The following is a 25,007-nucleotide window of genomic DNA, read 5'->3' as shown; positions in this document are numbered from 1 at the left end:
GGCTTATTGTTTTCATTGTGTGCCTCATGCCGAAAAAAAACAAAAGTGGAACGTTCCAATTTTAATTTGAATATACTGATCAGTTTGTTAGAATACAAGCCATAATAACGAAATTTATAGCTGGTAAGCTGAGTGGTAAATCACACCTCCTCATTAAATAAATCACTAAAAGCGTCACCTCAACAGGATAAAAAATCCGTTACAGTTCATGATGTTGCCCGCGTTGCTGGGGTGTCTAAATCAACTGTATCGTTAGTTTTACGCGGCAGTGAAAAAGCAAGTGCGAAAGCAAAAGACAAAGTGCTAAAGGCGATTGAAGAAACCGGTTATGTCTATAATCGTGACGCTGCGGCCATGCGCAGTAAATCATCGGACTTAGTGGCCATTGTTATTAACGATTTAACCAACCCCTATTCGGCCAAATTGGCGGTGGCGCTTGAAAAACATATACGTCAGCTGGGGCTAATGGCAACGCTAGTTAACACCAGTGAAGATGTAGAAACACAAACGCAAATTGTTGCGAAACTGAAAGAATATCGGGTTAAAGCCTTTATTATTTGTCCTGCACCCAATACTGAAGCACAGTGGCTTGAAGAGCTGCAAACTCAAGTGGTGAGTATTATGCGTCAAGTAAGCGGCAGCACCATACCCTGCGTACTTCCTGATAATGAAAAGGGGGTTTACACCGCCACCAAAGCACTAATAAAACGCGGCCATAAGCACATTGCGTTTATTGGTGGGGATGATGCGATTTCGGATTACCATCAACGATTATTGGGATTTAACAACGCCATAAATGAACACCCAGATGTAAGCTCTTGGGTATTTAATAGTGCGACTAACCGTCAAGGTGGTCGATTGGCGATGTCGATGTGCTTAGAAAAAGTACCTTCAATTGAATCGGTTATGTGTTTTAACGATATTGTGGCATACGGTGTGATGGAATATTTAGCCGAACAAAATATTAAACCAGGTACGGATATTGGCGTTATTGGTTTTGATGATTTAGACGACTCTAAACTAATGAGTGTGCCGCTAAGTACAGTTAAAATTGACGCGGACGATATAGCCAAAGCGGTGTGTGAAATCTTAAAAGGCGATGAGCCGGAAAACTTAAAACAAGTACCTGTTAGCCTAATTGAGCGTAGCTCTTAAGTTTAAGCGCGTTAAACATCAGCCGAGAGAGTCTCGGCTGATAGTTATTGATCATTAGTCGTTAGTTTTGAGAAGCTTGTTTAGTTGTAACGCATTATGTGAATTTAGCTCAACACGGGTGTTAATCGATTTACGTGTTGCAACGGCTTGCCGACTCACAAAGTAGTCATAGCTTTGCCCTTCATCAGTTGAGACAAAATTAAAAGCTAGTTGTTGCTCATTCAGTGTTAAAACAAACATATTAGCAGAGACAGGCGTGAGAGTTTCGCTATAAGTTACCCCTTGTGCGTCAAGCGCAGGCATGGATACCTGTAGCTTGTCCGATATGTTTGTAATGGTTAAATCCAAACCATAAATGGTGTATTCACCAGCGAATTTATCGAATAACTCTGTGTTAACCGCTGGTAATTCAAACGGCTGTGCTTCTGGCAGCACATTTACATGTTTAAGCGCTGCAATCAATGTACCTGATAAGTTATCTGATTCACCGCTGCTAAGCACTGAAACTGCTAAGTCATGATCTGGAAATACATAAAACAAGCTGGTGTAAGCATTAGCATTGCCACCGTGTTCAAAATGCCTAATTGGGTACCATTTGTTGTCATACATAAAACCATCGCTTACAAACATGCCATAGCCATAATGAACAGGCATCGGGTTGGGGATTAACACGTGTTTGTCGGTAAGTGTTTGTGAGGATGCCTGTGTAAGCACATTTTCATTACCTTGAAGTAAGAGCTTTGCCAAATTAAGCATCTCTGTTGGTGTTGACCAGGTATTGCCACCTGCAGGTAATACTACTTCTGAGCTAAGTAATTCATCAATACTGGTATGCTTTTTAATTTGATCATTAGCGTCATTAATACTAAGCGCAAAATTACCATCGGCTTTTACTTTTTCATTTGAAAATGTTGAACGTGTCATAGCGAGGGGGGTAAGCACTTCTTGCTCAACATAGCTTGCATAATCAAGCCCACTTTCTAACGCGATAACAGCACCTAAATATGAATAGTTAGGGTTTGAGTAGTTGTAGAAAAGACCAGGTTGGTTAAGCACACCATTATCAATGGTGTATTCATCGCGCATAAACGAAATTAAATCTGAATCTTCACTAATACCTTCATAGTCATCTTCAAATGCACCCTTGTGAGTCATTAACCATTCAAGTTCAATTGCTTGCCAAAAAGCATCGTGCTCAGCAGGAAAGTTTATATTGGGCAGGTGATCAACGAGTTTGTCGTTTAGTGCTAAACGATTTTGTTCAACAAGTTGAAGAGTTGCAATGTTGGTAAGTACTTTGGTGGTAGAGCCAATTTGAAAAAGGGTGTTTTTATCAGCTTTTTCGGTACTATTTGGCTGCTTATTGCCAACCGCATCAGCAAATACAACTTCGCCTTTGTGGTAAATGGCAACTGAGATTGCGCCCGCATTATTATTGATACGATCTTGTTCTGCTTGTTGTATTAATGCTGAGGGCGGGGTTATTACAACATCATCGTCTTTTTTTGATGAGCCGCCGCAGCCAGTGACTAATAGTGTAAATGTGATTAAAAATAGCGTGTGTTTCATTCTATATTCCTTGATAAAAAGTAACAGTAAATAGACTATAAAACGCACAGTTTCGGTTTTCTGTAAGTGTTAGTGAGGCTTTGTGAGAAACTGTTGCTTTGTGTAAGTGTGCTTTTGCACTTTTAGGGCAGGATCCATAATCCTTATTGATAACTAAAATAGATATGTTATATTATCTCATTATCTGTGATGAGAATCATTTTGTGCAACAACGTTTAGATAAATTAGCCATTAGTATTTCTTCATTGTGTATCGTGCACTGCTTATTGCTGCCAATAGGTATTGTGCTTATCCCTTCAATTGGTTTACAAACGCTTGCTGACGAAGCATTTCATCAAATGCTGGTTGTGGCAGTGTTATTAACCAGTTGTAGTGCGTTGTTTATGGGCTGTAGACGACATAAAGCATGGCGTGTATTAGGCTGGGGCTTAAGTGGGTTATTACTCTTAATTACTGCAATATCATTTGGCCATGATTTTGGTGAATTCTTTGAAAAAGGATTAACCTTGATTGGGTCGCTTTTTGTAATTATTGGACACATTCAAAATTATCGTTTGTGTAAACAACTTGAATGTAGCCATCAAACGTGTCCCGAATAAACTCTCGCTTTAAAACATGATATACGTGCTAATTATCTAAAATATTTAAATGCTTAACACGTAGCGATTACAAAAGAAGTTACACCAACGTTACTTCTTTTCGTGCCAAATGTGGGTTAATAAACTGACTTAATATCAGTGAACAAAACGCAAGCACAGCACCAAAGTAAAAGACCAGTGAATTATCGTAAAGCCACACTAAACCAAAGCTTGCTGGAATAATTACTGCAGCAATATGGTTGATGGTAAAACTTACGCCAGCCGTTGCGGCAATGTCTTCAGGGCGAGCGATTTTCTGGAAGTAGGTTTTAATGGCAATTGCCATCGCAAAAAAGATATGGTCAATCACATATAACACAGCAGCGCCGGTTGCACTTTCGACAATAGCATAACCAATAAATACAAATATTAGTCCAATATATTCGATTGATAATGCGCGCTGCTCGCCAATCTTACCGATCATTTTGCCAATTTTTGGTGCAATAAATATATTCAGTAGATGGTTAAGCATATAAAGCGCTGAAATTTCAGCAACGCCGTAACCAAATTTTTCAACCATTAAAAAGCCTGCAAACACCATGAAAATTTGACGCCTTGCACCTGAGAAAAAAGTGAGTAAATAGAAGAGGGTATATTCTTTTCTTAAAATCAGTTTTTTGTTTTGTGCAGCGTGTTGCTGAAAGTGTGGGTGTGAGAGCCAAAGCCAAAGTGTCGCAAGTAAGCCAATTCCACCAACAAACAAATAAACAAATTGATACGAGGTTGCCATAAAGGTAAACAAGAACCAAATAATGGTAAATGCACACAGTGATGCAATTGATTTGATAGACAGCAACTTACCGAGCTTTTCAGGCGCTTCTTCTTTACTAAACCACTGCAAACTCAGTGATTGATTAATCGTCTCATAGTAGTGAAAACCAATCGACATAAGTACTGTGGTTGCGTATAAACCATAAACTGTTGGAAATAGCCCCGTAAGTGCTACACCGATTACTAATAGCGCGAGAGAAATAAGTGCAAAGGTTTGCTCTTTTAATACCAGTAATACAAACACCGCAGTAAAGGCAAGAAACCCCGGTATTTCTCGAAGTGACTGCAACATGCCTATGTTGGCGCCGTTAAAATTAGCGGCTTCAATCGCAAAGTTATTTAACAGCGCATTCCACGTTGAAAAGGTAAATGCCATTACTGCACCGGCAATAGCTAAAAAGCTAAAGGGACTGGCTTTATAAGATTTGATAGCGTTAAGCAAAGTGACGCTCCTGTCGGTTTTGAATAAGAACGATAAAAGTGTAAAGCAGTAATGCTTTGTCATGTTATCGAATATATGACATTCTATTTATAAAATCAGACAAAATTATAATACTCATTAATGAACCAATGGCGCTCAACTCCTTCTCGCTTTAAAAAGAAAATCCTTGGCAGACCAGTGTTGCCAAGAGCCACCAATATGCCGCCGTGGGAGCATGTAAAAACCCATAAACATACGTGGGGACAGCTTGCTTATACCAGTAATGGCGTACTTACGCTTTTTACGCCCGAAGGCAAATTTATTATTCCGCCCCAGCAAGCACTTTGGCTGCCACCTGGGCTTGAGCATGAAAGTTTTTGTCGCTACGGCGGTAAATTTCGCAGTGTCTATATTGATGAAGAGTATACCGAGCGCTTAGGCACATCTGCCAAATCAATTGAAGTAGATAGTGTACTTCGTGCGCTTATTTTAGAGATCTGCACATGGCAAGATGACTATCAATTAGATGATAAAACTCAGCGTTTTATCGATGTGTTTATTGACCGTATTGAACTTGCCAAAGAAACTAACTTTGTGATGCCACTAAGTGAAGATGTACGCTTAATGCCAATTATCAGTGAGCTTTTAGCTAATCCGGGAAACAAAATGACCATTGAACAGTGGGGTGAAAAAGTGGGTGCATCAAGCCGTACGCTCAGTCGTTTGTTCAATAAGCAAATGAATATGGGCTTTTCACAGTGGAAACAAAAGCTTAAAGCATTTAAAGCCGTAGAGTTATTAGAAGCTGGATATCGTCAGCAAGATATTGCACATGAGCTGGGGTTTGAATCGGTGTCGGCATTTAACACCGCATTTAAACATTATTTTGGTGTCGCCCCAAATGCCTATGTAAAATCACATCACGTAAATAAGAGCTGACTTAGGGTATGGGTTTTGTGATTACTTAGCACCGTATTTAGCCAAGATAGCGTCAATTTTCCCGCTTTTTTGCAGCACCAAAAACGCTTGTTTTAGTTTGCTAACAAGCGCAGGTGATACGCTCTGCTTGCTGAACGCAAAATAAACCGCAGCCTTATTTACAATAAGCGGATGAATTTTCAAGTTTGGCATTGCCGTGCCTTGTTGTTGTTCAAACATGATATTGAGTTTAGCCTCAAGGTATCCTGAAATACGCTGCGATTTTAATAGAATGGCTTTGGTTTGATTATTTGTCACCCAAACAATTTTATCTTTATTCCGCTCAGACTGTGCCAAGGTGTTCATAAAGGCTTCACCGTAGAAAGACCCTGTTTGAATAGCAACGGGGTTATTTAGCGAAAAAAGCTGTGTTACTTGGGTGATTTCTTCACTCATGGGTGGGCTAACAAATACTAAGGTTTCAAAACGTTGCGGACCAACAAAGTAGGCAAACTGCTCGCGCTCGTCGGTTTTAGTGACCGACATCATCAAATCAATTTCACCATTTTCGAGCAACTTAAGCGAGCGCGCCCAAGGTAAATCGACAAAATCGAATTCACAGTGTGCTTCATTTAATAATAGCTCGGCTAGTTCAACATCGAGCCCTTGCCAGCGGCCCGTAACTTTCTGTGATTGTGCAGAATATTGCTCAACTCGCACGGTAACGTCACATGAAAACACATCACATGCAAAAAGAACCAGTGCTAAACAAACATACTTGAGCATAAGGGCGGTCACAACAACTAAACGTAAAGTAATAGCCTACCTCAAGCATGGGTTGCTTTAAATCAAAAATGACTACTTTTTTGCGTTGAATCACAATAGTGGAAATAATTGTTTGAAGCAAAGGATTACATGTGTAATTATTGGGTTTAAGATTACATTTGTAATTAAAAGGATGTATATGAAATATTTAACGCTCTTATTGTGTGTATTTTTAACTGCGTGTGCCAATACACAATTGCACCTGGTGACAAAGGGCTACTCTAAAAGTGAAGTTGCTGCCTTAAAAAGTAGCCTGAGCGAGCAACTGGTAAAGCAAAAAATAGATGTGGTGTTAAGCGATATTCCACTGCCTGCGATGTTTCCTGATGCATCGCTTGCCTTAAACCCAACCTACAATCAGCCAGAGGTGATTGCGCTGCTTGATAATTGGCTTTTGGCGAACGGCCATAAAACATCGCGCGAATTTCGCTTTAGCGAAGGCAATCATTATTATTCCAAAGCACATTTAGGGCTGTATTTACGTAAACCAGGTACCGAGGGGCAAGTTGACCTGCCGCCTTATTTACGTACGCAGTATTGTGATGTTGCCGACGGCACACTCGCGCTTAACAAAGACGGGCAAGCGGTTTTAGAATATGAACTATTAGGCGATGGCAGCGATAAAATCGACACACTTAGCGGCCAATGGTTATTCGAGAATAATCATCTTACAGTCGTTTTTAAAGAAATAAGCCAAACATTTAAGTTGGCAAAGGAAGAAAAACAAACGCATTTAGGCCCGCGCCCCGCTGATGTGTATAAGCCCACAAAACAAATATCAAAAAAACATATTCTAAACTGTGAATTCTTGATTATTTATATTAACTAGCGGTTTTTAAGCACGAATTTCCATTTTCATCTGGTCAATTCTCGGCTTTTACGGGTGGGAAAATCATTTATTTGATTTTTCCCCCTGTTAATTCTTATTTTTCCCCCACTTGTTGTTTTTGCATTAAAACGCGATGTTTTTGTGGTTAGTCTAGACCCTATCAGCTCATAACGACTAACAACGAGATAACAACATGAATAACAACAACGTAGAAAAACAACTTACTGTACAAAAACGCATTAACGCAGCACTTAGCATTGGCTTAGTTTCACTGGCGGGCTATGTTGGCCTTGCCAAGCCAACGGTAGCTGAATTTGAAGAAATTAGTGTCGAGCGCTTAAACATTGTAGAGAAAAATGGTTATAACCGCATGGTACTCGCTAACTCAGATAAATCGCCAGGTGCCATTAAGCAAGGTAAAGAAGTGTTTAAACACAATTCACCGCGCCCAGGTATGATCTTCTATAACGATGAAGGCACAGAAAATGGTGGCTTTGTGTTTCGCGGCGAAAAGGTAAATGACAAAGTAAATCACGGCTTGCACATGTCATTTGACCGTTACAATCAAGATCAAACTTTAATGATGCAACACATTGAAATGGATGACTACATGATCACCGGCTTAACCGTGATGGATAGACCTGACAGTGCGATGGACTTTGACATGACCAACCGCTTTATGGAAGCGCAAAAAGCGGGCGATACAAAAACCATGAATGAAATTGAAAAGTACATGGTTGAGAATAAATTACTCGGTGCACGCCGCGCATTTTACGGCACGCTAAATGGTGATTCCCGCCTGCAATTAAATGATGCGGATGGTAAAAAACGTATTCAAATGGTTGTAACGAAAGACGGTGAAGCCAAACTAGAGTTTTTAGATGCCAATGGAAAGGTTATTATGCGCCTTCCAGAAACCGCCGAACAATAATAATAGGAATACGCACGTGCCAAAGGCAATTAACTATCTGGTTCTATTTGTATTTTCATTGTTAATAGTGCTTTACGCAGCACTATTAACAACCCCGAATGGGCAAAGCCTTAATATTCATTTAGATGCGCCGTTTTGGATATTTTTGCAGTGCGTGATTGCTCAGTGGCTAACCCTCAAGGTTTATCGCGTTGTAAAACAAGGTAACAGCTCAATTACGGCGCACATTGCTAAAGTTTTTTTTGTCAGTAACTTAGTGTTTAGTACCTTAGTGACTTTGCTTGTTTTAGCACTTGAAACTGCCATTGGCATTCAGCAAGTCGATAGCATGCATATGGTTGCAACACTTGGTATGAATGCCTTGTTACATGCGTTAGTGGGGGCTTATTCGCTGGCTTTTGAGTTGGTAACACGACTACAAAGGCAGCAATTAATTTTGGCGAAAAAAGACAAAGCCTTGCTCGATAGCCAAGTAAAAACCTTGCAACAGCATATCGACCCGCATTTTTTATTTAATAACTTAAATGTATTGTCGGCCTTAATTGTGAAAGATCCCGATGAGGCAGAAGAATATTTAGCTCAGTTCAGCGATATTTATCGTTATATTCTTGAACATAAGTCAAAAAATTTAGTGCCACTTAGCCATGAATTGGCGTTTGCTAACCATTATATGGCACTTATTAATACACGCTTTAATTGTGCTTACACGCTCAATGTGACACAAGGCGAGGGGACAAACACATCTGAAATTATTCCGTGCGCACTGCAACTTGCCATTGAAAATGTGGTAAAACATAACGCAGCGAGTAGCGATAACCCGCTTGAGATCACGATAGATATTCAAAGCGATTGCATCGTAATTACAAACCCGCTTCGCTTAAAAAAGTTTAAAGCACACTCGAGCAAAATCGGTTTGACGCATTTAAATGCCCAGTGCCAAGCCATTTTTAACCAATCTATTTTAGTAGATGAAAGCGACGGTCATTTTTCACTCACATTGCCTCTTGGAGTTTAAGTAGCATGAATATTGTCATTATTGAAGACGAGCCGCTGGCCGCGGAAAAACTGGTTAATTACGTCACGCGCTTTGATGCCAATGCCAATGTGCTAAAAATATGCGACAAGGTTGCCGATGTAATCGCGTTTTTTCAAACAGAACCCGAAGTTGACCTGATTTTTTCTGATATTGAATTGCTCGATGGCCAAGTATTTAACGCCTTTGAAGAAATTGATTTACCGTGCCCCGTTATTTTTACGACCTCGTATAACGCATTTTGGACTGAGGCTTTCGATAACCAAGGCATCGCATACTTATTAAAGCCTTTTACCTATAAGCGCTTTAAAAATGCGATGACAAATTATGAGTCGTTAAAAGCAAATTTAACTCAAACCAAGCAGCTAATTCAAAATCAAAGCACAAAGCGCTATAAATCCCGCTTTTTGCTGAAACACGCCAATGCCGTAAGCATTTTAAATGTAGAAGATGTGGTATGCATTCGCGCTGCGTCGGGCGTACTTTCGGCTTACGATAGTGCGGGCAATCATCATTTGTTATCGGGCAATTCGATGACCGAGCTTGAAGCTGACCTTAACCCCGAGCACTTTTTCAGACTGAATCGCAGTGATATTGTGAATATTCATTTTGTTACGTCATTTGAAAACTACGGCAAAGAAACGCTGGCAGTAAACGTAAGTCACATTAACGAACCCCTTATCACCAGCAAAACACGCACTAGCGAGTTTAAAAAGTGGCTAGCCAGTTAACGGTGCACAGATTGGATTTCACGTACTAGGTGGGTTGTCGTGACCCGTTGAACTCATTTCACTTTTTAGCCACGCTGTAAACGCAGCAAGTCGTTGATTACTTTTAAGCGCTGTAGGGTAAACAAAATAGCGCTTTACTGTGTTTGGGTGCGCAATATTAATCGGCACACATAATTTGTTCTGTGCAATTAGTTCTTTGCATAAGTACTCTGCTGCTAAGGTAAATCCATGACCGTTTAGCACAGCGTTGATTGCCATATCGGTACTTGGCACATAGGTCCATTTATTATGAGTTTGATAGTTTAGGTTACTTTGTGACTCAAACCACTTTGCCCAATCATAAGGGTTGGGTTTATCTAAACTTACAAGCCAAGTGCTCAATAGATCGCTTGCTTTACTAAACCTCTGTTGTTGCTGAAGCGACACAGCACACACTGGCAGCACCTTATCCTCACTAAACTGTTCGCATAGATAATTTTTAGGCGTATGCTGCTCTACTGTTTGCCCAAATCGAATTGCTAAATCAATATCGCTGTTAGCTAAGTCTTCGAAATTAGGTGATGGCACCACGTTTATTTGAATGTTGGGATATAAATTTGCAAATTTACTAAGCCTAGGCATTAGCCATAAGTTAGTAAATGCCACAGTGGAAGTAATGGTTAAACTTCCAAATAGGTCGTTTTCGCGAAGTGTATTAAGTGCCGTTTGCACTGTATTGAGTGCGTTAAATGTGGCCGTATAGAAGCGCTTACCGTGTTTTGTCAGTACCATGTTTTTGTTTTGTCTGTTAAACAATGTAATACCTATAGCTTGCTCTAACATTCGCATTTGTTGGCTAACTGCGGCTTGTGAAATACATAACTCTTGCGCAGCCAAGCCATAACTTTGGTGGCGTGCAGCTGCTTCAAACGTACGTAATAACTTTAGGTTAGGTAGGTTTTTAAACATGACTTTAGGTTATCGTTTTTTAGTATTATAAGTTTATCTTATAGTGCAAGTCGATTTATATCGTTGGTTTAGTAACACTCCATTACGCACACTACGCCTAACATTTATTTAGTTAGGAAAACATAATGACTTATACACACTTCAATCAACTCCATTTTGGTGAAACAGCAGTATTAATAGCTAACGTGTGGGATGTACCTAGCGCGCTCGCAGCAAAACACGCGGGTTTTAGTGCTATTGGTACATCAAGTGCTGCGGTTGCCGCTCAATTTGGCTATGAAGATGGCGAAAGCATGCTGTTTGAAACGTTACTGATGGTTGTTGAACGGATTTTAGTAAATACCGATTTACCACTGACGGTCGATTTGGAATCTGGTTATAGCGATGATCCAGAAGCGGTTGCAGCCAATATTATGCGACTTGTAAACCTCGGTGTCGTAGGTATAAATATTGAAGACAGCAAGGTGAATAATGGTACCCGAGTGCTCAAAAATGCAGATGAGTTCGCCAGTTTTCTTTCACACATTCAACAGGTATTAAAACAACATAACTGTGATGTGTTTATAAATGTGCGCACTGATACTTATATTTTAGAGTGCGACGATAAACTACAAGAAACCATTAAACGTGGGCAGCTCTATCAGGCAGTTGGCGCAACGGGGCTGTTTGTACCGTGCATTACTGACCTTAACGAGATTTCAAAAGTAGGCGAGTGTGTATCACTACCGTTAAATGTGATGTGTATGCCAGATCTAGCTGATTTTGATACGCTAGCGAAGCTAGGAGTAAATCGTATTAGTATGGGTAATTTTGTGTTTGAGAAGCATCAAACTAATTTATCGACACTTTTATCAACAATAAACAAACAAAAACGCTTTACAGCACTTTTTGGTTAATTTAACAGTTTGGGTAATATTTGCTGTGTGAAACAAGGCTAACCATACGGTTAGCCTTTAAATTTTATAGTGCGCTGCCCAGTGATACTGGTGCTGAGGTATAGCCTTTAATTTCATTTAACAAATGCACTAAGGTGTTATGCGTGCTTTCTTTATCGGCAGTTACTGAAATAGCGGTAATGTCGCCATTGGCATCGAGCCGAGCCAAATTTATGGCGATTGAATGTGGGTCAATTTGCTTATTATTTAGCATTACACGATTATCTTCGGTGATATGAAATTGCGGTGTAACTGTTTGCGTAAGCGTTTGTTTGTTTTCTTTCATACGGTTTAAATCAAGCGCAGTTGGCCGATTAAAGCTAGAGGTGACAATAAAAAAGATAAGCAGGATAAACACAATATCCAGCATTGGGTTCATATCTACTTCTGCGTTATGCGTATTTACCTTGTGTTTGGTCATGTTAGACTCCTCGTTGATTGTTATTTTTCCATCAACTTAAGCCTAGGCAAGAGTTGTAACCTGCTATTTAACCCATTGTTAATATTAATGTTTGGTTACATTTTAGTTGTACTGATTAGTTACACGTTAGTAAGAGGGTTGGATATTTAGAAAATGGCTAGAAAAACTGATACGCGGTGAGATTTATTAACGTTGCGAAACTGATAGTGCCGTGTTTTATGGACTACACGCTAACAGTTTCGCTTGTAAAATTCGCAAGCCTTACACAATTACTTTTGCATAGCTAGCGCGGTCAATATCTTGCACTTCCACTGAGATTGAACAATTCGTTAATGAAAGGCTGCGCAAGTTACTTAATACCGTATTTGATAGCATCGTTTTTTGTTCGACTGTGCGCCCTGAGAGTATTTTAAGTGTGACATGCACAAAGTTAAGGTCGACAACGCCAGTTTTGTACTCTGAAAATGAAGTCGCCCTCACTTTGATATCGCTGCCCGTCGGTTCAAACAATTCAGACGCTAACGCCCCTTTATGAACAGCTTCAATTAACATATTTCCATCAATATCATCAGAATGCTCAATTACGCAATGTGGCATTAGATTCTCCTGTACTTAATTTTGCAAAATGCCCAGCTATCGGGCCAGTATTTTTTTGTTAAAAAGGATGAGTTTCGACTCAAACACAGCCATTTCGAGTAGTATTCGCAAATAGCTTAGGTGCTTATTAATGAAACATTCAAGTTTCTAAGAACGTCCTTAAACTTAATGGCTATCTCAGGGCAGTTGCCCCTTTCCGAGACTTTTTGGTAGTTAAGTCCAGAAAAATTGTTGGTTTACCTGCTCCTGAGAGATGTGTTTTAGGGTTGATTATTAAGGGTAGAACTCTATGTGGATATGATTGCTATGGCCTTTATAATGTTCTACTTTGGGAGACTTAGTGCTCCAAGGTGTTAAACCATCTACCAAATTACCATTTTCATCTTTTCCCTTATTCAACAAAGTTTTTAACCACATCTGTTTGGCAACATATACCTTTTTAACGCTTGTACTCGAAGTGATATTGTCAATTGCACCTCTTGCTTCCATGACCCAGTCTTTAACCTCTTTTGCAACAGCAGGGTTATTTACTGTCTCTCCAAGCTTGGATCTTAGATTTATGATTGGATTATTCATAGTTTTTGTTGGGTAACGGGTATCAACTGAAGTTCCATCTCTATGAGAATTATGGTCACGAATGGCTTTAGAGCAACTAGTGTTCTTGTTGTATGAAGTATAATTTGCATCACTTACATAGCACCCACCATGTTCTCTTGAAGCATCGTTATATACTAGCCTGCTATTGCTCATATATTGAAGAGTGTTTGCACGCATCCAATCATCTTGGCCGATATCACGCGAACCATATCTAGAACCTGTTGAATAGCGAGTTAAAGGAATTAAACTATCTTTACCTGCTGCCATTTCCATGATTGACGGCTGACTTGTTGATATTACATTATTTTTGCTATTAATTGCTTCAAAATCACATTCAATTTTTCCATGTGTGTTTCCTAGTGAAGGTACAGTAATACCTGAAAACCCCATTTCAATCTCAGCTTGACCAGGGTTCTTTTTTACAATATTAAAATTATCGATTAAAAACTCTTGAGTTGCAGTCTTAAATTTACATTCTGCTTTATTCAGATCACTTTCTTCTGGAGAATATACAATTGTTGCCGTCCATTGCTTATGAGTACTCGGACCAACACCGATATGCCAACGACCAGTTTTTCCTAACCCCAGGCCTTCCTTGTGCCTAAACTCTTTAATAGATAGTTCCTCGCCAGCTTGGTAGATTTCTAATGTCACAGATGTTGGAACTACATCATCGCCAATATTTGTTGCGCTAGCAAATAGAGTAACCTTTTCTGCGGGAGCATTAGGGTTTTTATTGACTTCGTATACTTCAGAGTTCGATATAGTGCCAGCACTGGCGTGTGTAGAATTTACGTTTCCTTGTTTGAATTTTGTTCTGGTTCCAATTAGATAGCTATATTGCCAAGCATCGTTATACTCACTCTGCACGGTTGTCCATTCAGGAAATTCAGTTGACGTTACTGTCGAAACAACTTTAATTTCAGTAATTTCTTTAGGTATTACGAATGTTTCTTTTTTAAAACAGACACCCCTTGAGACGCACTTGTCGCAGTAATCGTTCCAATTAGTTCTTCATCAACAGTTTTTAGCTGAAGTTCTTTTTTGCCGAAAGAATGCTCTTTAGCGTAATGATACTGAAGGCGCTCTGGGGATGCTTTTAGGGTAGCAGAGAATTTTTCGCCTTAACATCAGAATTAGTATCAGCGTTTTGTAAATCAATTACTTGTGGGGAAATTTCAATATTAGGTGAACTAAAGTCGATTAGCACAGAGCTGACAGCGATTTTAGAGTCGCTTGTCAGAAGGTTGACATTATATGTGTCTGCAGGTAAATCAATAAATTCAAAAGTACTATCTGCTTTGATAATGGCATTATAGGTTTTGCTATTAAATCCTCCCCTGACTTCAATCGTTTCGCCTTCCAATCCTCCATAAGCATTTCCATTTTCATCAACTAAAGTGCCTTTGATCACGCCGTAGCCATAATAAAAACTAATTTCTTTAGAAATATCAAACCCATATGAATCATAGCCGCTAATACCAAGCTCAATTAAATCATTAGTTTGCTGTAGTAGGCTTGTGAAGTTAAAAAGACTTTCTTCTTTCACATACAATAAGTTGTTTGTTTCATCAAAGTTAAAAAAATCTGTAATTTTCACCGCTTCACCTGAGTGCAAAGTAATCTCGGTCTCTTCGTCAAACTTAAGAGCTGCTTCTGTATTGGATGAAAAATTAATTTCAAATTTATTGGCTGATGCTTCTAAGACACCTCGTGAATTAATACTCTCAATTGTTAAAATTAGATCGGAATCGGGGGCTTCTTCTGAATAAGAACCATCATGTTCGGATACATCATTAATAATCTGAGCTGTAGATGTGGGAACTGTGATAGTCGTAGTATATGAAACATTCTCCTTTCCATCATTGACAATTGCTTTTACTTCAAAAATTTGTTCTAAGCCATTGTCTAGCGGCATTTTTAAGGAGAGTTCAGAGTCTGTAGGTTGCACCTGCCACAAAGGAGTTCCTGAAGTCTGCTCCCAGATAATGCTCAAAGCATCATTATCTGCGTCTGATACACTAGCTTTTATTATCAGGTCACCTAATGCGGGAACAATATAGCTCTCGTTTATACCAGAAATAGTTGGTGGTGTGTTGTTCGTTGGATTTGGAACATCGTTTTTTTCATTCCCGCTTCCTCCACAGCCTGCTATGACTAAAGCAATGGCCATTAACATAGTTTTTAACAAAATCTGTATTTTTATTTTCAATCTCCTTTTGTAGAATCCTTCGCATCTTTGATGCTTAACAGATTATAAGACTCCTTCCATTATCAAATTCAATGAAATCATTGATACATATCGCGGGATTTGGAGGCTATATATTGTAGTTTACAATACTTTAGTTAGCGTTGGTTTAGCAAAAATCTTATTCAAATTTTTATTTTTCATAACAATAAGGTGAGTGCTAATTTAGAAATGATACCGTATAACTTTACGGCTGGTTTGGCTAAGCAGTCAAAGCCATTTATCATATTTGGGTCTCGTCGTACATCTAATTATTGGAAACAAAAAGTATTAGGCTTTGGATACGATGCAGAATTTAAAATCTGCACAAACAGATAATGTAAAAGCACTTTAGGAAGAGAGAATTGTAAATAAAGTAAGCTAACCCTTCGGTTAGCTTTAAAGTAAAATTATCAAGCGGTTTCTAGCGCTAATTTAGCTTTGCGTGCGCGATAGTTTTGCCAGCGACGCCATGAAAGCATAATGCCTGTATAAACGAGCAAACACGCTAATAATGAGGCAAGGCCCGCGATGGTTTGTCCGATAATGCCGTATGCTTCGCCTGTGTGTAAAAAGCGAATGTAACTGCGTGCTTTTCGATATGTTGATAAATCATCAAAGGTGAGCGTTTGTAATACAGCGCCAGTCTGGGTATCGACCGTTACCGTTAAGCGCTTTTGTGGCTCGCCACCTGTGCCTGTATCGAGGCTAAACGCTATTTTATCCATAGGTTTAGCAGCAAGTGTAAACTGTGCACGTTGCCAATCTGGTGTGTGGTTAATCGCATTCTCAAATAGCACATTAAGCGATTTTGGTGTGCCGCTATTTAATGGCGACGCTTTTAGCTGCTCAACTTTCGCATCGTTTGATACTACTTCTTTTAAGGTATTACCCGGCCATTTAAAAGAGAAAAAGAAAGCAGTTGCAATAAGTACCGCAAGTACCGGTGCTAAATAAATACCATACACATTATGCCATTGGTAATCGCGTGCATTAATGTTTGGGTAAGACTTAGCAAAAGTAAGTTTTTGTTTAAACGCACGTTTGTTAAAGCGTTTTGGTAACCACAAATAAAGGCCCGAAAGCACTAACACAAAGAAAATAATATTAGCGATGCCATTAACCCAGCGTCCTGTCTCACTAAACTTACCGTCAAGGGTTAGCCAGCGATGAAAAGCACGCAATTTACGCATAAATGTTTTGGTGGCAAGCCCTGGTTCGTTAATTTTTTCACCATTGTATGGGTTTAAATAGGCAAGGGTTTTGCGGCCTTCTTTAATTTGAATAAAGGCGTTTTGTTCGTTTCTAATCGCAATACTTAACGGCTTTTTATGCTCTAAGGTATTGGCAATAGCCTTTATTTGTTCAAGCGTCAGTTTTTGTGTGTTAGCAGAAGGTGCTTGGGGATAATCTTGTTGCTCTGCGCTATGAATAATTTGGCGTTCATAGGTAAGTAGCGCACCGGTGGCCGACATTAAAAAAATAAATAGGGCAGCGATGCAGCCAATAATTAGGTGAAGCCAAAAAAAGGCTTTTCTTATACTCATATTTTATTGCTCATTATAACGGTAGCGGCGAGCTAAGCTTGTGTAACTCGCTGCTTTACATATTTGATGACGGACCAAATGTGCTTTAAACGTTTCAGTGAGGCAAAATGTGGCGGACAAGCTGTATTTTTAAGTTAGCCGTTTAATTTTGCTTTAAGTAAACGTTATTTTCTTTAAAGGTTGCGGGCATTCTAAGCAAGTGGCAATAAAATTGGAATAGTTAATGATAATAATTATTGTTAATTTTGCACTATCGAAACTATTACCTGATACGTTCCTGTTATAGGGTAAGTTATTGTTCTATGGTTAAATCGACTAGGTTTTATTAAAGCGATAAATATTGTTGTATGTAGCATTAAGTACGCTGGCAAATATAAGTTAACACGCAAAATGGCGGTTTTGCGTATCAGAAGACGCGAATACAGCGTAAGCACTTGTTTTACTCTGTATTCGCATTGTGATTTAGTTAAATGTATCTGAACGCTCAATTACTTCAATTGCGTAACCATCTGGATCGTTGATGAAAAAGAATTTCGCAACGAGTGAATCACCGTTATAAAACTCTTTTACGTCTTTTGGTTGATAACCAAGAGAGACGGCTTTTTGATGCAGTGCTTCTATATTTTCTGCACTTACTGCTAGGTGGCCGTAACCGTTACCCAAATCATACTGTGCTTTTTGATCAAAATTTACAGTCAGTTCAAGTTCAAAGTCTGACTCATCATTACCTAAGTAAATTAAGCAAAAGCTATCGAAAGTAATCCGGCGTTTTTCTGTTAAGTTAAGTATGTTTTGATAGAATTGCAGTGACTTTGATTCGTCTATTACGCGGATCATACTGTGAATCATTTTTGCCATTGTTAGGAATACCTTATGTGTGAATTATATGCTCAAGAGCCGCAAACATCTTACGATAGCACCAAGCGTTCAATACGCATTCAGGGGGTGGTGACAAGTATTTCGCTAGAAAATAAAATCTGGCCAATTCTCGAGCGTATAGCAGCCGATGAAAAAGTAACAGTGCCGGAGTTTATTTCCACCTTGTATCAAGAAGTAATTGAACGCCATGGCAGTGTTAAAAATCTCGCATCAATGCTGCGTGTAACGTGTTTAACCTATGCGCTAAATAGTAAACCACTTGGTTAATTAATGGGTAGTATCTAGGTACTACATTGGGTGTAACCATTAATCACCGCATTTTGCCGCTTAGCATTTTTTGCCAAGTTATTTCTCATAGCCAAGTAGTCTGGCCCCAGTTACTTTTATTGAGAATACGATTATGGAAACACTTACTTTTTTTGAAGATCTTTTTGCCAACGCAGATCCGGTGTTTATATTAGCTGTTGCATTAGCAACCTTGGTTTTATGGTTTTTACCGGCAGTTCTAGCGTTTTTCTTTAATCGCAAACATGCAAAATTAATCGCAGCGGCATGTGTGCCAGCGGGTTTTTCACTTATTGCGTGGTCAGGCCTGATGATTTGGGCTGTCACCGGTAAAAGTGTTGAAAAAGCGGTGACTAAATCGCGCAAACCTGCGTCATCAAGCGAAGCAAGCTAATATAAAACGCCCTTTTACAGCATTAGCCGTAAAAAGGGCGAAAATATTGAAAATCATCAGCGGCCGTTAGCGCTGATTTTATTGGTTAAAAGGTGTATTGTACCGAAAGACTTGCGTAGTCGACTTCACCATTGAATTTATCTACATTTGAAAAAATGCCAATCTCATCATCTTCAAATTCAAAGTCGTAGCGGGTGTAATCTAGATTGAGTTGCCAGTTTTTTGAAATCGCAAATGATGCACCAGCGCCGTAAAATAGCTCATTGCCATCAAGTGATAGCGTATTATCAAAGCCGCTTAAATCGGCATCCCACCAATAATTACCGCCTTTTACAAACAGTGTTATACGTTCAGTAACCGGCAAACCAAGCTTAAGCCCAAGCGTATAGCCGTCGAGTTTGGTGTTAAAGTTATCGTTACCAAACTTGCCAAAATCCAAGTAACCCGCTTCTAAACTGATCATTTGATTAAACTGAGTACCAATAAATACATTGTAAGCGTCGTCATCATCATCAAAATCATCGTCGCCGCTAGCGCTTATTAATCCATAACCACCACCCACATAAACACCGCGATGATCTACATCACCTTCTTCTTTGGCGATGGCCGGCGCTACTAAAATTGACGATAAGATTAATGATAATAATGATGTGCTTTTCATAGTAAATCCTTGTTAATGTTAAACTTTTAAAGTCAACTTAAGGTAGCAAACAGTGTTCCAGAAATTTTTTATATAAAACTCATGGAGTTATGTTTTTGGTATGCATCTTTTACGTATTTATTTTTGTAGCAATAACACAGGGTATGAATTTTTTACAGACTGAAAGTCTGCAATAACAATGAGTTAAATTACAGTTTATTAGGTTTGGGTACATCTTGGGTAGTTACGCCCTCTTGCTGCGTTAGGCGCTCAGCGGCTTTTTGATCCTCTTTGTCTGCATCAATATGACTGTCTTGCGATGTTGCTTCATATACTAAAGTTGTTAGTAACGGAAAATGGTCAGAGCCAATGGATGGCAAACGGGTGATTTTATGTAAGGTGAAGTGCTCGCTATGAAACACATGATCCAAAGGCCAACGTGCAAACCAATACTTAGTGTGGAATGTATTAAACATGCCTCGGCCGATTCTTGGGTCAAGTAACCCACTTATCTTTCTAAATAGCCGAGTTGTATAAGACCAAGCTACGTCGTTAAGATCGCCTGAAACCAAAATTGGTTGGTTTGATTTTGCTATTTTTTTTGCCACCACAATTAGCTCAGCATCACGCTCAGATGAATAGGTATTTTCCGAAGGGCTTGGCGGTGCAGGGTGTAAAAAGTGAGCTTGTAACTTAACCCCATTTTTTAGTGTAACCGATGCGTGAATTGATGGTACGTATTGTTCAACTAAATATTCGATGCGTTCATCACTTATGGGTAATGCGGAGAAAACATGCATACCGTAAAGGTTATCTAGAGGACAGTTAACACGGTAGGGATAGCGTTTTGTTATGCCCTTGAGTGCATCTTCCCACCACAGATCGGATTCTAGCGTAACAATAATATCGGGCTTATGTGTTTTTATGAGTTGAATAAGTGCTTTGGCGTTGTGGTTTGTCATCAATACGTTTGTGTTGAGAATTGTAATTTCATCTAATGATCTGTGTTTAGAGGCTGCTTTGACTTCTTTTGGCCAGCAACGGGTATAAGGCAATATCCACAACAATTGCCAAATTATCGCGCAGAGTGTTAAAACAGGTAATACGTAAAATATGTTGGGCTTATCAACCAATATGAATATTTGCCATATCAGTAAACTTATCCCAAGCGCACACAACTGAACCCTTGGAAAATCAAATACCCTAATTACCCAATGCGACTTTCGCACAGTAGGAATTAACGTTGCTGCTATAAATAAAACCGTTAGCGTAATAAGTGTCGCAATCATTGAAATTCCTTATTTAAGTGGCGCACTTTAGTGGTGACTCAGTACAGATTCATTGCACTATAAGTTAGCTGATAGCCCTAACTTTGCGCATTTTTATACTTTAAAGATGGGTAATACGTTCTAACTAATCAATTGTTGTGCCACTGTACATTTATCCGTAGCAATTAACTTGTTATGACGTTTAGCGTTGTTTTAACGCCTTATAACTTAACAAGAAATAAGTTTTAGGCAGAAAGGCATAAGTACTTGTTGCTGGCGGTATTACGCGTTTGAAACGTAATCCTTGCACAGTGGTTTGAAAAATTTACCAGTAGATATGTAAAAGATTCACATAAGCTCACACTAAATAAAACGATAAACAACTAAGTTGTTGATTATATTCAATTTAAAAGTTGGTTTTATTGTTGCATCAAGTCTAAGCAAGATATTTTTACACGACAAAAGAAGGAAACTTGTAATGGCTACATCTAATCAAAATGCATCGAATTCAAAAGCTAAGCAAAACGCATCAAATGGTCATCCGATTGCCGATAAATTGAATAGCTCTATGCATGATTCAGTCGATACCATCACTGAAAAAGTCGGTACAGCTGAAGAAACATTGCGCGAAACCGCACATTCAAGCTCACAAACCCTATCTCAAAAGCAGCAAGAAATGAAAGCTAAGTGGGAAAAGTCAGCCGTTAAAAAATACGCAGTAGAAAACCCAGTAGCAACAGCAGGTATTGCATTTTCACTCGGTATGTTGGTGTCTGCAATTATTAAACGTAAATAATATAGGTTTAAGACGATGGACAACATGGGTCCCGAGCAGGGCGGTGTTAACAATCAAAGCGAGCCAAATCAGCAGCCTGAAAACGAGGCGAAGCTGGCGCAAACATTCGAGAGCGTAACAGCATTGCTTGAAAGTAAAATTGCCAAGCTCATTACGTCAAAAAATTTAGTAGCGGCTGAGGCTAAAGTTAGCCTCAGCGCTGCGCTACTCTCATTCGCGATTTGTTTAACATTGGTCGTGATTGTGAGTGTAATTTGGCTCTTGCTTAATGCAGTGGTTGGACTAACTTTCTATAAAATGTATCCCAGTTTAGCCTTGGTGATTGGCACCTTGTTACTTTTTAACAGTGCATTAGCGGTATGGCTATTTATTCAGCTTAAGCGTATATGGCATCGCGTGGGGTTTAAAGCGAGTGCGTCTTTACTTTTAAACGGAGACTAACATGGAGTTTTTACTTAAAGATGATCTACACCAACTTGAAAAAGCAAAAGCCGAATACCTCGCGGTAAAGGCGTTTGATGACTACAACACGCAAGCTGCAAAAACGAATGTGAAATCGATTTTATCGTCAAAAGAAGGGCTTATGGCATCTTTTGGGGCGGGCTTTGTAAAAGGGTTAATGGATAACCCTGATAACCAAAAATGCAGTTCATCCCATTCTGATCTAATTAAGATTATCAGCTTATTAGTAAAGTAACGCGGTGTTGTTATTTTGCTTTTTCTTTAGGTTTGAGTACTTCAGAGAATTGAAAGATTAAAAAGCCAATAAACGATAGTACAATACTAATTTCATAGCGGCTGTACGCTACAGATACGCCAATTGCACCTGTATTCCAAAGCCCAGCTGCGGTAGCTGTGCCTTTTACGCTGTCTTTATCCCGGAAAATAGCTCCGCCGCCAATAAATCCCATACCTGTAATAATGCCATACATTACCCTTGCTTTGGCATCAGAACCTTCAAAAACGTTTATACCGACGAGCATAAATGCGCATGAGGCAATGGTAACCAGTGGAAATGTTCTAAGGCCTGCGCCGTTTTCCCTCGACTCCCGGTTTAATGCAATCGGCAACGACAACAAAAAAGCAATACCAAGTTGCTTGAAGTGAAACATTATTAAGGTGAAATCTAAGTCTATCTCGAACATCCGTTTCTCATTTTTAAAATACGGCTAAAACACAGTGTACGCAGGCAAATTGATCGTAACGTTTAAAAGCAGTGTATTGAAGTGAGTATGTAATAAAACCAAACACTTATGTAAGTACGCAGCATGTCGACTAGGGCCACTCGTTTAAAACAGTGTAACGTAATTTATTAACCAAAGTCGATTGGCAACGACGTGATGGGTTTAACCAGGTGAGTTATTACTGTTACCCTAAAGTAGCCTAGACTGTAAAGTTCAACACGCTCTAGTATTAGGCTAGCCAAGTACGAATAATGGCTGTTAATTGAAGTGTTCATAATTAAGGATAGTGTATGAGTAATTCTGTATTGGTAAGTGCAATAGATCGCTTGCAACGAATTGGCGAGCAAGCAAATACCTCCAAGCAAGTGATTGAAGCACTGAGTCATCCACATGCTACATTAGCGTGTAATTTACCCGTACGTTTAGACAGTGGTCGTTTAGCTTATTTTAAAGGCTATCGTTGTCGTTATAACGATATCTTAGGGCCATGCAAAGGCGGTATTCGCTTTCACCAAGCGGTGAATCAAGACGAAGTAGAAGCACTCGCGTTTTGGATGACACTCAAATGTGCTGTGGTGGGGTTACCGTTAGGTGGCGGTAAGGGTGGTGTTACCGTGAACCCAAAAACGCTATCGCCTATGGAGCTTGAACGATTATCGCGAGCGTATGTGCGTGCGATGGCCGATTTTATTGGCCCCGATACCGATATTCCAGCACCTGATGTTTACACCAACGCACGTATTATGGGTTGGATGATGGACGAATACGAAAAAATAACACGCAGTAAAGCGCCCGCGGTAATCACCGGAAAACCGATATCGCTTGGCGGTAGTTTAGGACGCGAAAGTGCAACAGGTCGCGGGGCGTTTATTTGTACGCAAATGTTGGTGAAAAAGCTTGGATTAAACCCACAAGAGCTTACTGTGGCAATACAGGGTTTTGGTAACGGTGGTTACCACTGCGCTAAACTGCTGCAGCAAGCAGGCTTTAATATCGTTGCTATAAGCGATTCGCAAGGGGGGATTTATCGAGAACAAGGACTGGATGCCGATAGTATTTTCCAAGAAAAGCAGCGCAGCAAAAAACTCTCAGCTGTGTACTGCGAACAATCGGTGTGCGAAGTGCAAGAGTTTAAACAGGTAAGTAATGAGGAGCTGCTCACGTTGGACGTTGATATCCTTATTCCTGCGGCGTTAGATAGCGTCATCACCCGTGAGAATGCCAATGACGTACGCGCTAAGTGTATTGTGGAAATTGCCAATGGACCTGTGACTAGCGATGCGGATAGTGTTTTGCAGCAAAACAACGTCACGATTGTGCCGGATATTTTGGCAAATGCGGGTGGTGTTATTGTAAGTTATTTTGAATGGTTGCAAAACAGACAAGGCGAGCAGTGGTCACTCGATAAAGTAGAAGAAAAGCTGCATCAAAAACTTGAAAAAGCGTTTGAAAATGCGTGGCAAATCTATCAAGAAAAAGACATTACACTACGCGACAGTGTATATAACGTAGCGTTGCGTACTTTAACCGAAGCCATTGAAGCACACGGCACAACCGATTACTTTAATGCACAATCGAAACGTTAATAATCGTTTTGGCTATTAAGTTGAATTAGCTAAGCGCGATTCACAATCGCGCTTTTTACACTTAAGTACGTAAGACTTTTTTGTCTTGTTTCGTTTTCTTACTAATTGGCGATGTACAAACAGCTTTTGTATTAATAAACTAAGCGCATAATTTATAAAATAAAAATAACATCTATATGCAGCTATTACCTCGCTTAAACGCTTATTCTTTTGTTCTTTGTGCACTCCTTTCAAGTTTTGTAAATGCTGCTGAGATTGTCGGGAAGTTACCCGAGCAATATGAACCAAGTGATAAATTTGTTTTTTACTCCCATGGTTATATTGTTGAAGGAGACAACCCAACGCCCGTTGAAGTTAAAAATGGTTGGGGTTTGTATGATTTTCCAAAGGTAAAACAAGCGCTTGCTGATGAACGCTACACGTTAGTTGCGGTTCATCGTAAAAAGAACACAGATCCATTTGAATATGCAAAAGCGCAAAGCGCGACAATTCGAAACATGATTAAAAATGGGGTGCCCGCCAACAACATTACCTTGATTGGTTTTTCACGTGGCGCGTTTATTACGGGATTAATGTCGAACCATCTAGCAGACTTTGGCGTAAATACTGTATTACTAGCTGGTTGCGGTCGCTTAATCTCAAGCAAACATGACGATATAAAAGTATATGGGCATGTTTTATCAGTTTATGAAAAAACAGATAAATCAAATACCTGCAAAAAGTTAAAAGACAAAAGTGGGCAGGTTGAATCATTTAAAGAAATTTCGATAAATACCGGTTTATCGCATGGCGCGTTTTACCGCCCATTGCCACAGTGGGTTCTGCCGGTAAAAACATGGATGAAAGAGAAAATGGATATTCGCTAAATTGCGCTGTGTAGTG

28 protein-coding genes are annotated in these 25,007 nt (G+C 39.5%); 15 read left to right on the top strand and 13 right to left on the bottom strand.

Annotated features, from left to right (window positions below; genetic code table 11):
• The first annotated feature begins 132 nt into the window (after positions 1 to 132).
• Positions 133 to 1,155 carry a LacI family DNA-binding transcriptional regulator gene (locus ACXAFE_RS16920; RefSeq protein ID WP_475155213.1) on the top strand — a complete coding sequence of 341 codons (1,023 nt, stop codon included), beginning with the start codon at positions 133 to 135 and terminating at the stop codon, positions 1,153 to 1,155.
• Positions 1,156 to 1,209: 54 nt separating this feature from the next.
• Here the strand turns inward: ACXAFE_RS16920 and ACXAFE_RS16915 are convergent, their stop codons facing one another.
• The gene (locus ACXAFE_RS16915) at positions 1,210 to 2,724 is read right to left on the bottom strand and encodes a serine hydrolase domain-containing protein (RefSeq protein ID WP_475155210.1); all 1,515 of its coding nucleotides are present in this window, start codon (positions 2,722 to 2,724) and stop codon (positions 1,210 to 1,212) included.
• Positions 2,725 to 2,927: 203 nt separating this feature from the next.
• Here ACXAFE_RS16915 and ACXAFE_RS16910 point away from each other — a divergent pair, with 203 nt between their 5' ends.
• Positions 2,928 to 3,323 (top strand): MerC domain-containing protein, encoded by a 396-nt coding sequence (locus ACXAFE_RS16910; protein ID WP_475155203.1) that lies wholly within the window; start codon positions 2,928 to 2,930, stop codon positions 3,321 to 3,323.
• A gap of 79 nt (positions 3,324 to 3,402) precedes the next feature.
• Here ACXAFE_RS16910 and ACXAFE_RS16905 read toward each other — a convergent pair whose 3' ends face one another.
• Positions 3,403 to 4,575: an MFS transporter gene (locus ACXAFE_RS16905; protein ID WP_475155199.1), complete on the bottom strand. Its 1,173-nt coding sequence runs from the start codon at positions 4,573 to 4,575 to the stop codon at positions 3,403 to 3,405.
• A 120-nt stretch (positions 4,576 to 4,695) separates the two neighbouring features.
• On the opposite strand from ACXAFE_RS16905, the gene ACXAFE_RS16900 reads away from it, so the two are divergent.
• Positions 4,696 to 5,493 carry an AraC family transcriptional regulator gene (locus tag ACXAFE_RS16900; RefSeq protein WP_475155195.1) on the top strand — a complete coding sequence of 266 codons (798 nt, stop codon included), beginning with the start codon at positions 4,696 to 4,698 and terminating at the stop codon, positions 5,491 to 5,493.
• A 21-nt stretch (positions 5,494 to 5,514) separates the two neighbouring features.
• On the opposite strand, the gene ACXAFE_RS16895 is transcribed toward ACXAFE_RS16900, so the two are convergent.
• Positions 5,515 to 6,258 carry a substrate-binding periplasmic protein gene (locus tag ACXAFE_RS16895; RefSeq protein ID WP_475155192.1) on the bottom strand — a complete coding sequence of 248 codons (744 nt, stop codon included), beginning with the start codon at positions 6,256 to 6,258 and terminating at the stop codon, positions 5,515 to 5,517.
• Between the two features lie 178 nt (positions 6,259 to 6,436).
• Here ACXAFE_RS16895 and ACXAFE_RS16890 point away from each other — a divergent pair, with 178 nt between their 5' ends.
• The 4 genes from ACXAFE_RS16890 to ACXAFE_RS16875 all read left to right on the top strand — a co-directional run bounded on the left by ACXAFE_RS16890 (position 6,437) and on the right by ACXAFE_RS16875 (position 9,821).
• A complete protein-coding gene (locus tag ACXAFE_RS16890) occupies positions 6,437 to 7,126 on the top strand; it encodes a hypothetical protein (protein ID WP_475155187.1) in 690 nt (229 codons plus the stop codon).
• A gap of 193 nt (positions 7,127 to 7,319) precedes the next feature.
• Entirely contained in the window at positions 7,320 to 8,057 is a 738-nt protein-coding gene (locus ACXAFE_RS16885; RefSeq protein ID WP_475155184.1) for a hypothetical protein, read from the top strand.
• 16 nt (positions 8,058 to 8,073) lie between these two features.
• Entirely contained in the window at positions 8,074 to 9,072 is a 999-nt protein-coding gene (locus tag ACXAFE_RS16880) for a sensor histidine kinase (protein WP_475155178.1), read from the top strand.
• Between the two features lie 5 nt (positions 9,073 to 9,077).
• The gene (locus tag ACXAFE_RS16875; protein ID WP_475155174.1) at positions 9,078 to 9,821 is read left to right on the top strand and encodes a LytR/AlgR family response regulator transcription factor; all 744 of its coding nucleotides are present in this window, start codon (positions 9,078 to 9,080) and stop codon (positions 9,819 to 9,821) included.
• Positions 9,822 to 9,839: 18 nt separating this feature from the next.
• On the opposite strand, the gene ACXAFE_RS16870 is transcribed toward ACXAFE_RS16875, so the two are convergent.
• Positions 9,840 to 10,769, bottom strand: a complete 930-nt coding sequence (locus tag ACXAFE_RS16870; protein ID WP_475155171.1) for a LysR substrate-binding domain-containing protein — start codon at positions 10,767 to 10,769, stop codon at positions 9,840 to 9,842.
• 125 nt (positions 10,770 to 10,894) lie between these two features.
• Between ACXAFE_RS16870 and ACXAFE_RS16865 the strand changes: the two genes are divergently transcribed.
• Positions 10,895 to 11,665, top strand: a complete 771-nt coding sequence (locus ACXAFE_RS16865; RefSeq protein WP_475155168.1) for an isocitrate lyase/PEP mutase family protein — start codon at positions 10,895 to 10,897, stop codon at positions 11,663 to 11,665.
• A 64-nt stretch (positions 11,666 to 11,729) separates the two neighbouring features.
• On the opposite strand, the gene ACXAFE_RS16860 is transcribed toward ACXAFE_RS16865, so the two are convergent.
• The 6 genes from ACXAFE_RS16860 to ACXAFE_RS16835 form a co-directional block, all read right to left on the bottom strand.
• Positions 11,730 to 12,125 (bottom strand): ExbD/TolR family protein, encoded by a 396-nt coding sequence (locus ACXAFE_RS16860; RefSeq protein ID WP_475155166.1) that lies wholly within the window; start codon positions 12,123 to 12,125, stop codon positions 11,730 to 11,732.
• Positions 12,126 to 12,386: 261 nt separating this feature from the next.
• Positions 12,387 to 12,722, bottom strand: coding sequence for a 5-carboxymethyl-2-hydroxymuconate Delta-isomerase (locus ACXAFE_RS16855; RefSeq protein WP_138628433.1), 336 nt, complete (start codon positions 12,720 to 12,722; stop codon positions 12,387 to 12,389).
• Positions 12,723 to 12,995: 273 nt separating this feature from the next.
• Positions 12,996 to 14,189, bottom strand: a complete 1,194-nt coding sequence (locus ACXAFE_RS16850) for a hypothetical protein (protein WP_475155163.1) — start codon at positions 14,187 to 14,189, stop codon at positions 12,996 to 12,998.
• Between the two features lie 229 nt (positions 14,190 to 14,418).
• Positions 14,419 to 15,531 (bottom strand): carboxypeptidase-like regulatory domain-containing protein, encoded by a 1,113-nt coding sequence (locus tag ACXAFE_RS16845; RefSeq protein WP_475155160.1) that lies wholly within the window; start codon positions 15,529 to 15,531, stop codon positions 14,419 to 14,421.
• Positions 15,532 to 15,959: 428 nt separating this feature from the next.
• Positions 15,960 to 17,093, bottom strand: coding sequence for a PepSY-associated TM helix domain-containing protein (locus ACXAFE_RS16840; RefSeq protein ID WP_475155158.1), 1,134 nt, complete (start codon positions 17,091 to 17,093; stop codon positions 15,960 to 15,962).
• Between the two features lie 462 nt (positions 17,094 to 17,555).
• Positions 17,556 to 17,951, bottom strand: coding sequence for a VOC family protein (locus ACXAFE_RS16835; RefSeq protein ID WP_475155154.1), 396 nt, complete (start codon positions 17,949 to 17,951; stop codon positions 17,556 to 17,558).
• A 15-nt stretch (positions 17,952 to 17,966) separates the two neighbouring features.
• Between ACXAFE_RS16835 and ACXAFE_RS16830 the strand changes: the two genes are divergently transcribed.
• Both ACXAFE_RS16830 and ACXAFE_RS16825 read left to right on the top strand, forming a co-directional pair.
• Complete coding sequence (locus ACXAFE_RS16830) at positions 17,967 to 18,239, top strand: ribbon-helix-helix domain-containing protein (RefSeq protein ID WP_475155149.1); 273 nt, start codon at positions 17,967 to 17,969, stop codon at positions 18,237 to 18,239.
• Between the two features lie 133 nt (positions 18,240 to 18,372).
• A complete protein-coding gene (locus tag ACXAFE_RS16825; RefSeq protein WP_100914947.1) occupies positions 18,373 to 18,651 on the top strand; it encodes a superinfection immunity protein in 279 nt (92 codons plus the stop codon).
• An 85-nt stretch (positions 18,652 to 18,736) separates the two neighbouring features.
• Here ACXAFE_RS16825 and ACXAFE_RS16820 read toward each other — a convergent pair whose 3' ends face one another.
• Both ACXAFE_RS16820 and ACXAFE_RS16815 read right to left on the bottom strand, forming a co-directional pair.
• Positions 18,737 to 19,312 carry an outer membrane beta-barrel protein gene (locus ACXAFE_RS16820; RefSeq protein WP_475155144.1) on the bottom strand — a complete coding sequence of 192 codons (576 nt, stop codon included), beginning with the start codon at positions 19,310 to 19,312 and terminating at the stop codon, positions 18,737 to 18,739.
• 188 nt (positions 19,313 to 19,500) lie between these two features.
• Complete coding sequence (locus tag ACXAFE_RS16815) at positions 19,501 to 20,580, bottom strand: endonuclease/exonuclease/phosphatase family protein (RefSeq protein ID WP_475155142.1); 1,080 nt, start codon at positions 20,578 to 20,580, stop codon at positions 19,501 to 19,503.
• A 457-nt stretch (positions 20,581 to 21,037) separates the two neighbouring features.
• Here ACXAFE_RS16815 and ACXAFE_RS16810 point away from each other — a divergent pair, with 457 nt between their 5' ends.
• Genes ACXAFE_RS16810 through ACXAFE_RS16800 form a run of 3 tightly spaced genes read left to right on the top strand, consistent with a single transcriptional unit; the run spans position 21,038 to position 22,052 of the window.
• A complete protein-coding gene (locus ACXAFE_RS16810) occupies positions 21,038 to 21,355 on the top strand; it encodes a DUF883 domain-containing protein (RefSeq protein WP_475155139.1) in 318 nt (105 codons plus the stop codon).
• Between the two features lie 15 nt (positions 21,356 to 21,370).
• Positions 21,371 to 21,796: a hypothetical protein gene (locus ACXAFE_RS16805; protein ID WP_475155136.1), complete on the top strand. Its 426-nt coding sequence runs from the start codon at positions 21,371 to 21,373 to the stop codon at positions 21,794 to 21,796.
• Position 21,797: 1 nt separating this feature from the next.
• Positions 21,798 to 22,052 carry a hypothetical protein gene (locus tag ACXAFE_RS16800; protein ID WP_475155133.1) on the top strand — a complete coding sequence of 85 codons (255 nt, stop codon included), beginning with the start codon at positions 21,798 to 21,800 and terminating at the stop codon, positions 22,050 to 22,052.
• Positions 22,053 to 22,062: 10 nt separating this feature from the next.
• Here the strand turns inward: ACXAFE_RS16800 and ACXAFE_RS16795 are convergent, their stop codons facing one another.
• Positions 22,063 to 22,500 carry an MgtC/SapB family protein gene (locus tag ACXAFE_RS16795; protein ID WP_475155130.1) on the bottom strand — a complete coding sequence of 146 codons (438 nt, stop codon included), beginning with the start codon at positions 22,498 to 22,500 and terminating at the stop codon, positions 22,063 to 22,065.
• A 329-nt stretch (positions 22,501 to 22,829) separates the two neighbouring features.
• On the opposite strand from ACXAFE_RS16795, the gene ACXAFE_RS16790 reads away from it, so the two are divergent.
• Entirely contained in the window at positions 22,830 to 24,125 is a 1,296-nt protein-coding gene (locus ACXAFE_RS16790; protein WP_475155125.1) for a Glu/Leu/Phe/Val family dehydrogenase, read from the top strand.
• 176 nt (positions 24,126 to 24,301) lie between these two features.
• Positions 24,302 to 24,991 carry an alpha/beta hydrolase gene (locus ACXAFE_RS16785; protein ID WP_475155123.1) on the top strand — a complete coding sequence of 230 codons (690 nt, stop codon included), beginning with the start codon at positions 24,302 to 24,304 and terminating at the stop codon, positions 24,989 to 24,991.
• The last annotated feature ends 16 nt before the right edge of the window (positions 24,992 to 25,007 follow it).

It is taken from the genome of Pseudoalteromonas sp. ABV4_021 (genome assembly GCF_056159365.1).
This window is presented reverse-complemented; position numbering and strand designations above follow the sequence as displayed.

Coding starts and splice junctions, on each gene's coding strand:
- ACXAFE_RS16915 (WP_475155210.1), bottom strand. CDS start 2,724: ATGAAACACACGCTATTTTTAATCACATTTACACTATTAGTCACTGGC.
- ACXAFE_RS16900 (WP_475155195.1), top strand. CDS start 4,696: ATGAACCAATGGCGCTCAACTCCTTCTCGCTTTAAAAAGAAAATCCTT.
- ACXAFE_RS16895 (WP_475155192.1), bottom strand. CDS start 6,258: ATGCTCAAGTATGTTTGTTTAGCACTGGTTCTTTTTGCATGTGATGTG.
- ACXAFE_RS16890 (WP_475155187.1), top strand. CDS start 6,437: ATGAAATATTTAACGCTCTTATTGTGTGTATTTTTAACTGCGTGTGCC.
- ACXAFE_RS16885 (WP_475155184.1), top strand. CDS start 7,320: ATGAATAACAACAACGTAGAAAAACAACTTACTGTACAAAAACGCATT.
- ACXAFE_RS16875 (WP_475155174.1), top strand. CDS start 9,078: ATGAATATTGTCATTATTGAAGACGAGCCGCTGGCCGCGGAAAAACTG.
- ACXAFE_RS16870 (WP_475155171.1), bottom strand. CDS start 10,769: ATGTTTAAAAACCTACCTAACCTAAAGTTATTACGTACGTTTGAAGCA.
- ACXAFE_RS16865 (WP_475155168.1), top strand. CDS start 10,895: ATGACTTATACACACTTCAATCAACTCCATTTTGGTGAAACAGCAGTA.
- ACXAFE_RS16860 (WP_475155166.1), bottom strand. CDS start 12,125: ATGACCAAACACAAGGTAAATACGCATAACGCAGAAGTAGATATGAAC.
- ACXAFE_RS16855 (WP_138628433.1), bottom strand. CDS start 12,722: ATGCCACATTGCGTAATTGAGCATTCTGATGATATTGATGGAAATATG.
- ACXAFE_RS16840 (WP_475155158.1), bottom strand. CDS start 17,093: ATGAGTATAAGAAAAGCCTTTTTTTGGCTTCACCTAATTATTGGCTGC.
- ACXAFE_RS16835 (WP_475155154.1), bottom strand. CDS start 17,951: ATGGCAAAAATGATTCACAGTATGATCCGCGTAATAGACGAATCAAAG.
- ACXAFE_RS16830 (WP_475155149.1), top strand. CDS start 17,967: ATGTGTGAATTATATGCTCAAGAGCCGCAAACATCTTACGATAGCACC.
- ACXAFE_RS16825 (WP_100914947.1), top strand. CDS start 18,373: ATGGAAACACTTACTTTTTTTGAAGATCTTTTTGCCAACGCAGATCCG.
- ACXAFE_RS16820 (WP_475155144.1), bottom strand. CDS start 19,312: ATGAAAAGCACATCATTATTATCATTAATCTTATCGTCAATTTTAGTA.
- ACXAFE_RS16815 (WP_475155142.1), bottom strand. CDS start 20,580: ATGATTGCGACACTTATTACGCTAACGGTTTTATTTATAGCAGCAACG.
- ACXAFE_RS16810 (WP_475155139.1), top strand. CDS start 21,038: ATGGCTACATCTAATCAAAATGCATCGAATTCAAAAGCTAAGCAAAAC.
- ACXAFE_RS16805 (WP_475155136.1), top strand. CDS start 21,371: ATGGACAACATGGGTCCCGAGCAGGGCGGTGTTAACAATCAAAGCGAG.
- ACXAFE_RS16800 (WP_475155133.1), top strand. CDS start 21,798: ATGGAGTTTTTACTTAAAGATGATCTACACCAACTTGAAAAAGCAAAA.
- ACXAFE_RS16795 (WP_475155130.1), bottom strand. CDS start 22,500: ATGTTCGAGATAGACTTAGATTTCACCTTAATAATGTTTCACTTCAAG.
- ACXAFE_RS16790 (WP_475155125.1), top strand. CDS start 22,830: ATGAGTAATTCTGTATTGGTAAGTGCAATAGATCGCTTGCAACGAATT.
- ACXAFE_RS16785 (WP_475155123.1), top strand. CDS start 24,302: ATGCAGCTATTACCTCGCTTAAACGCTTATTCTTTTGTTCTTTGTGCA.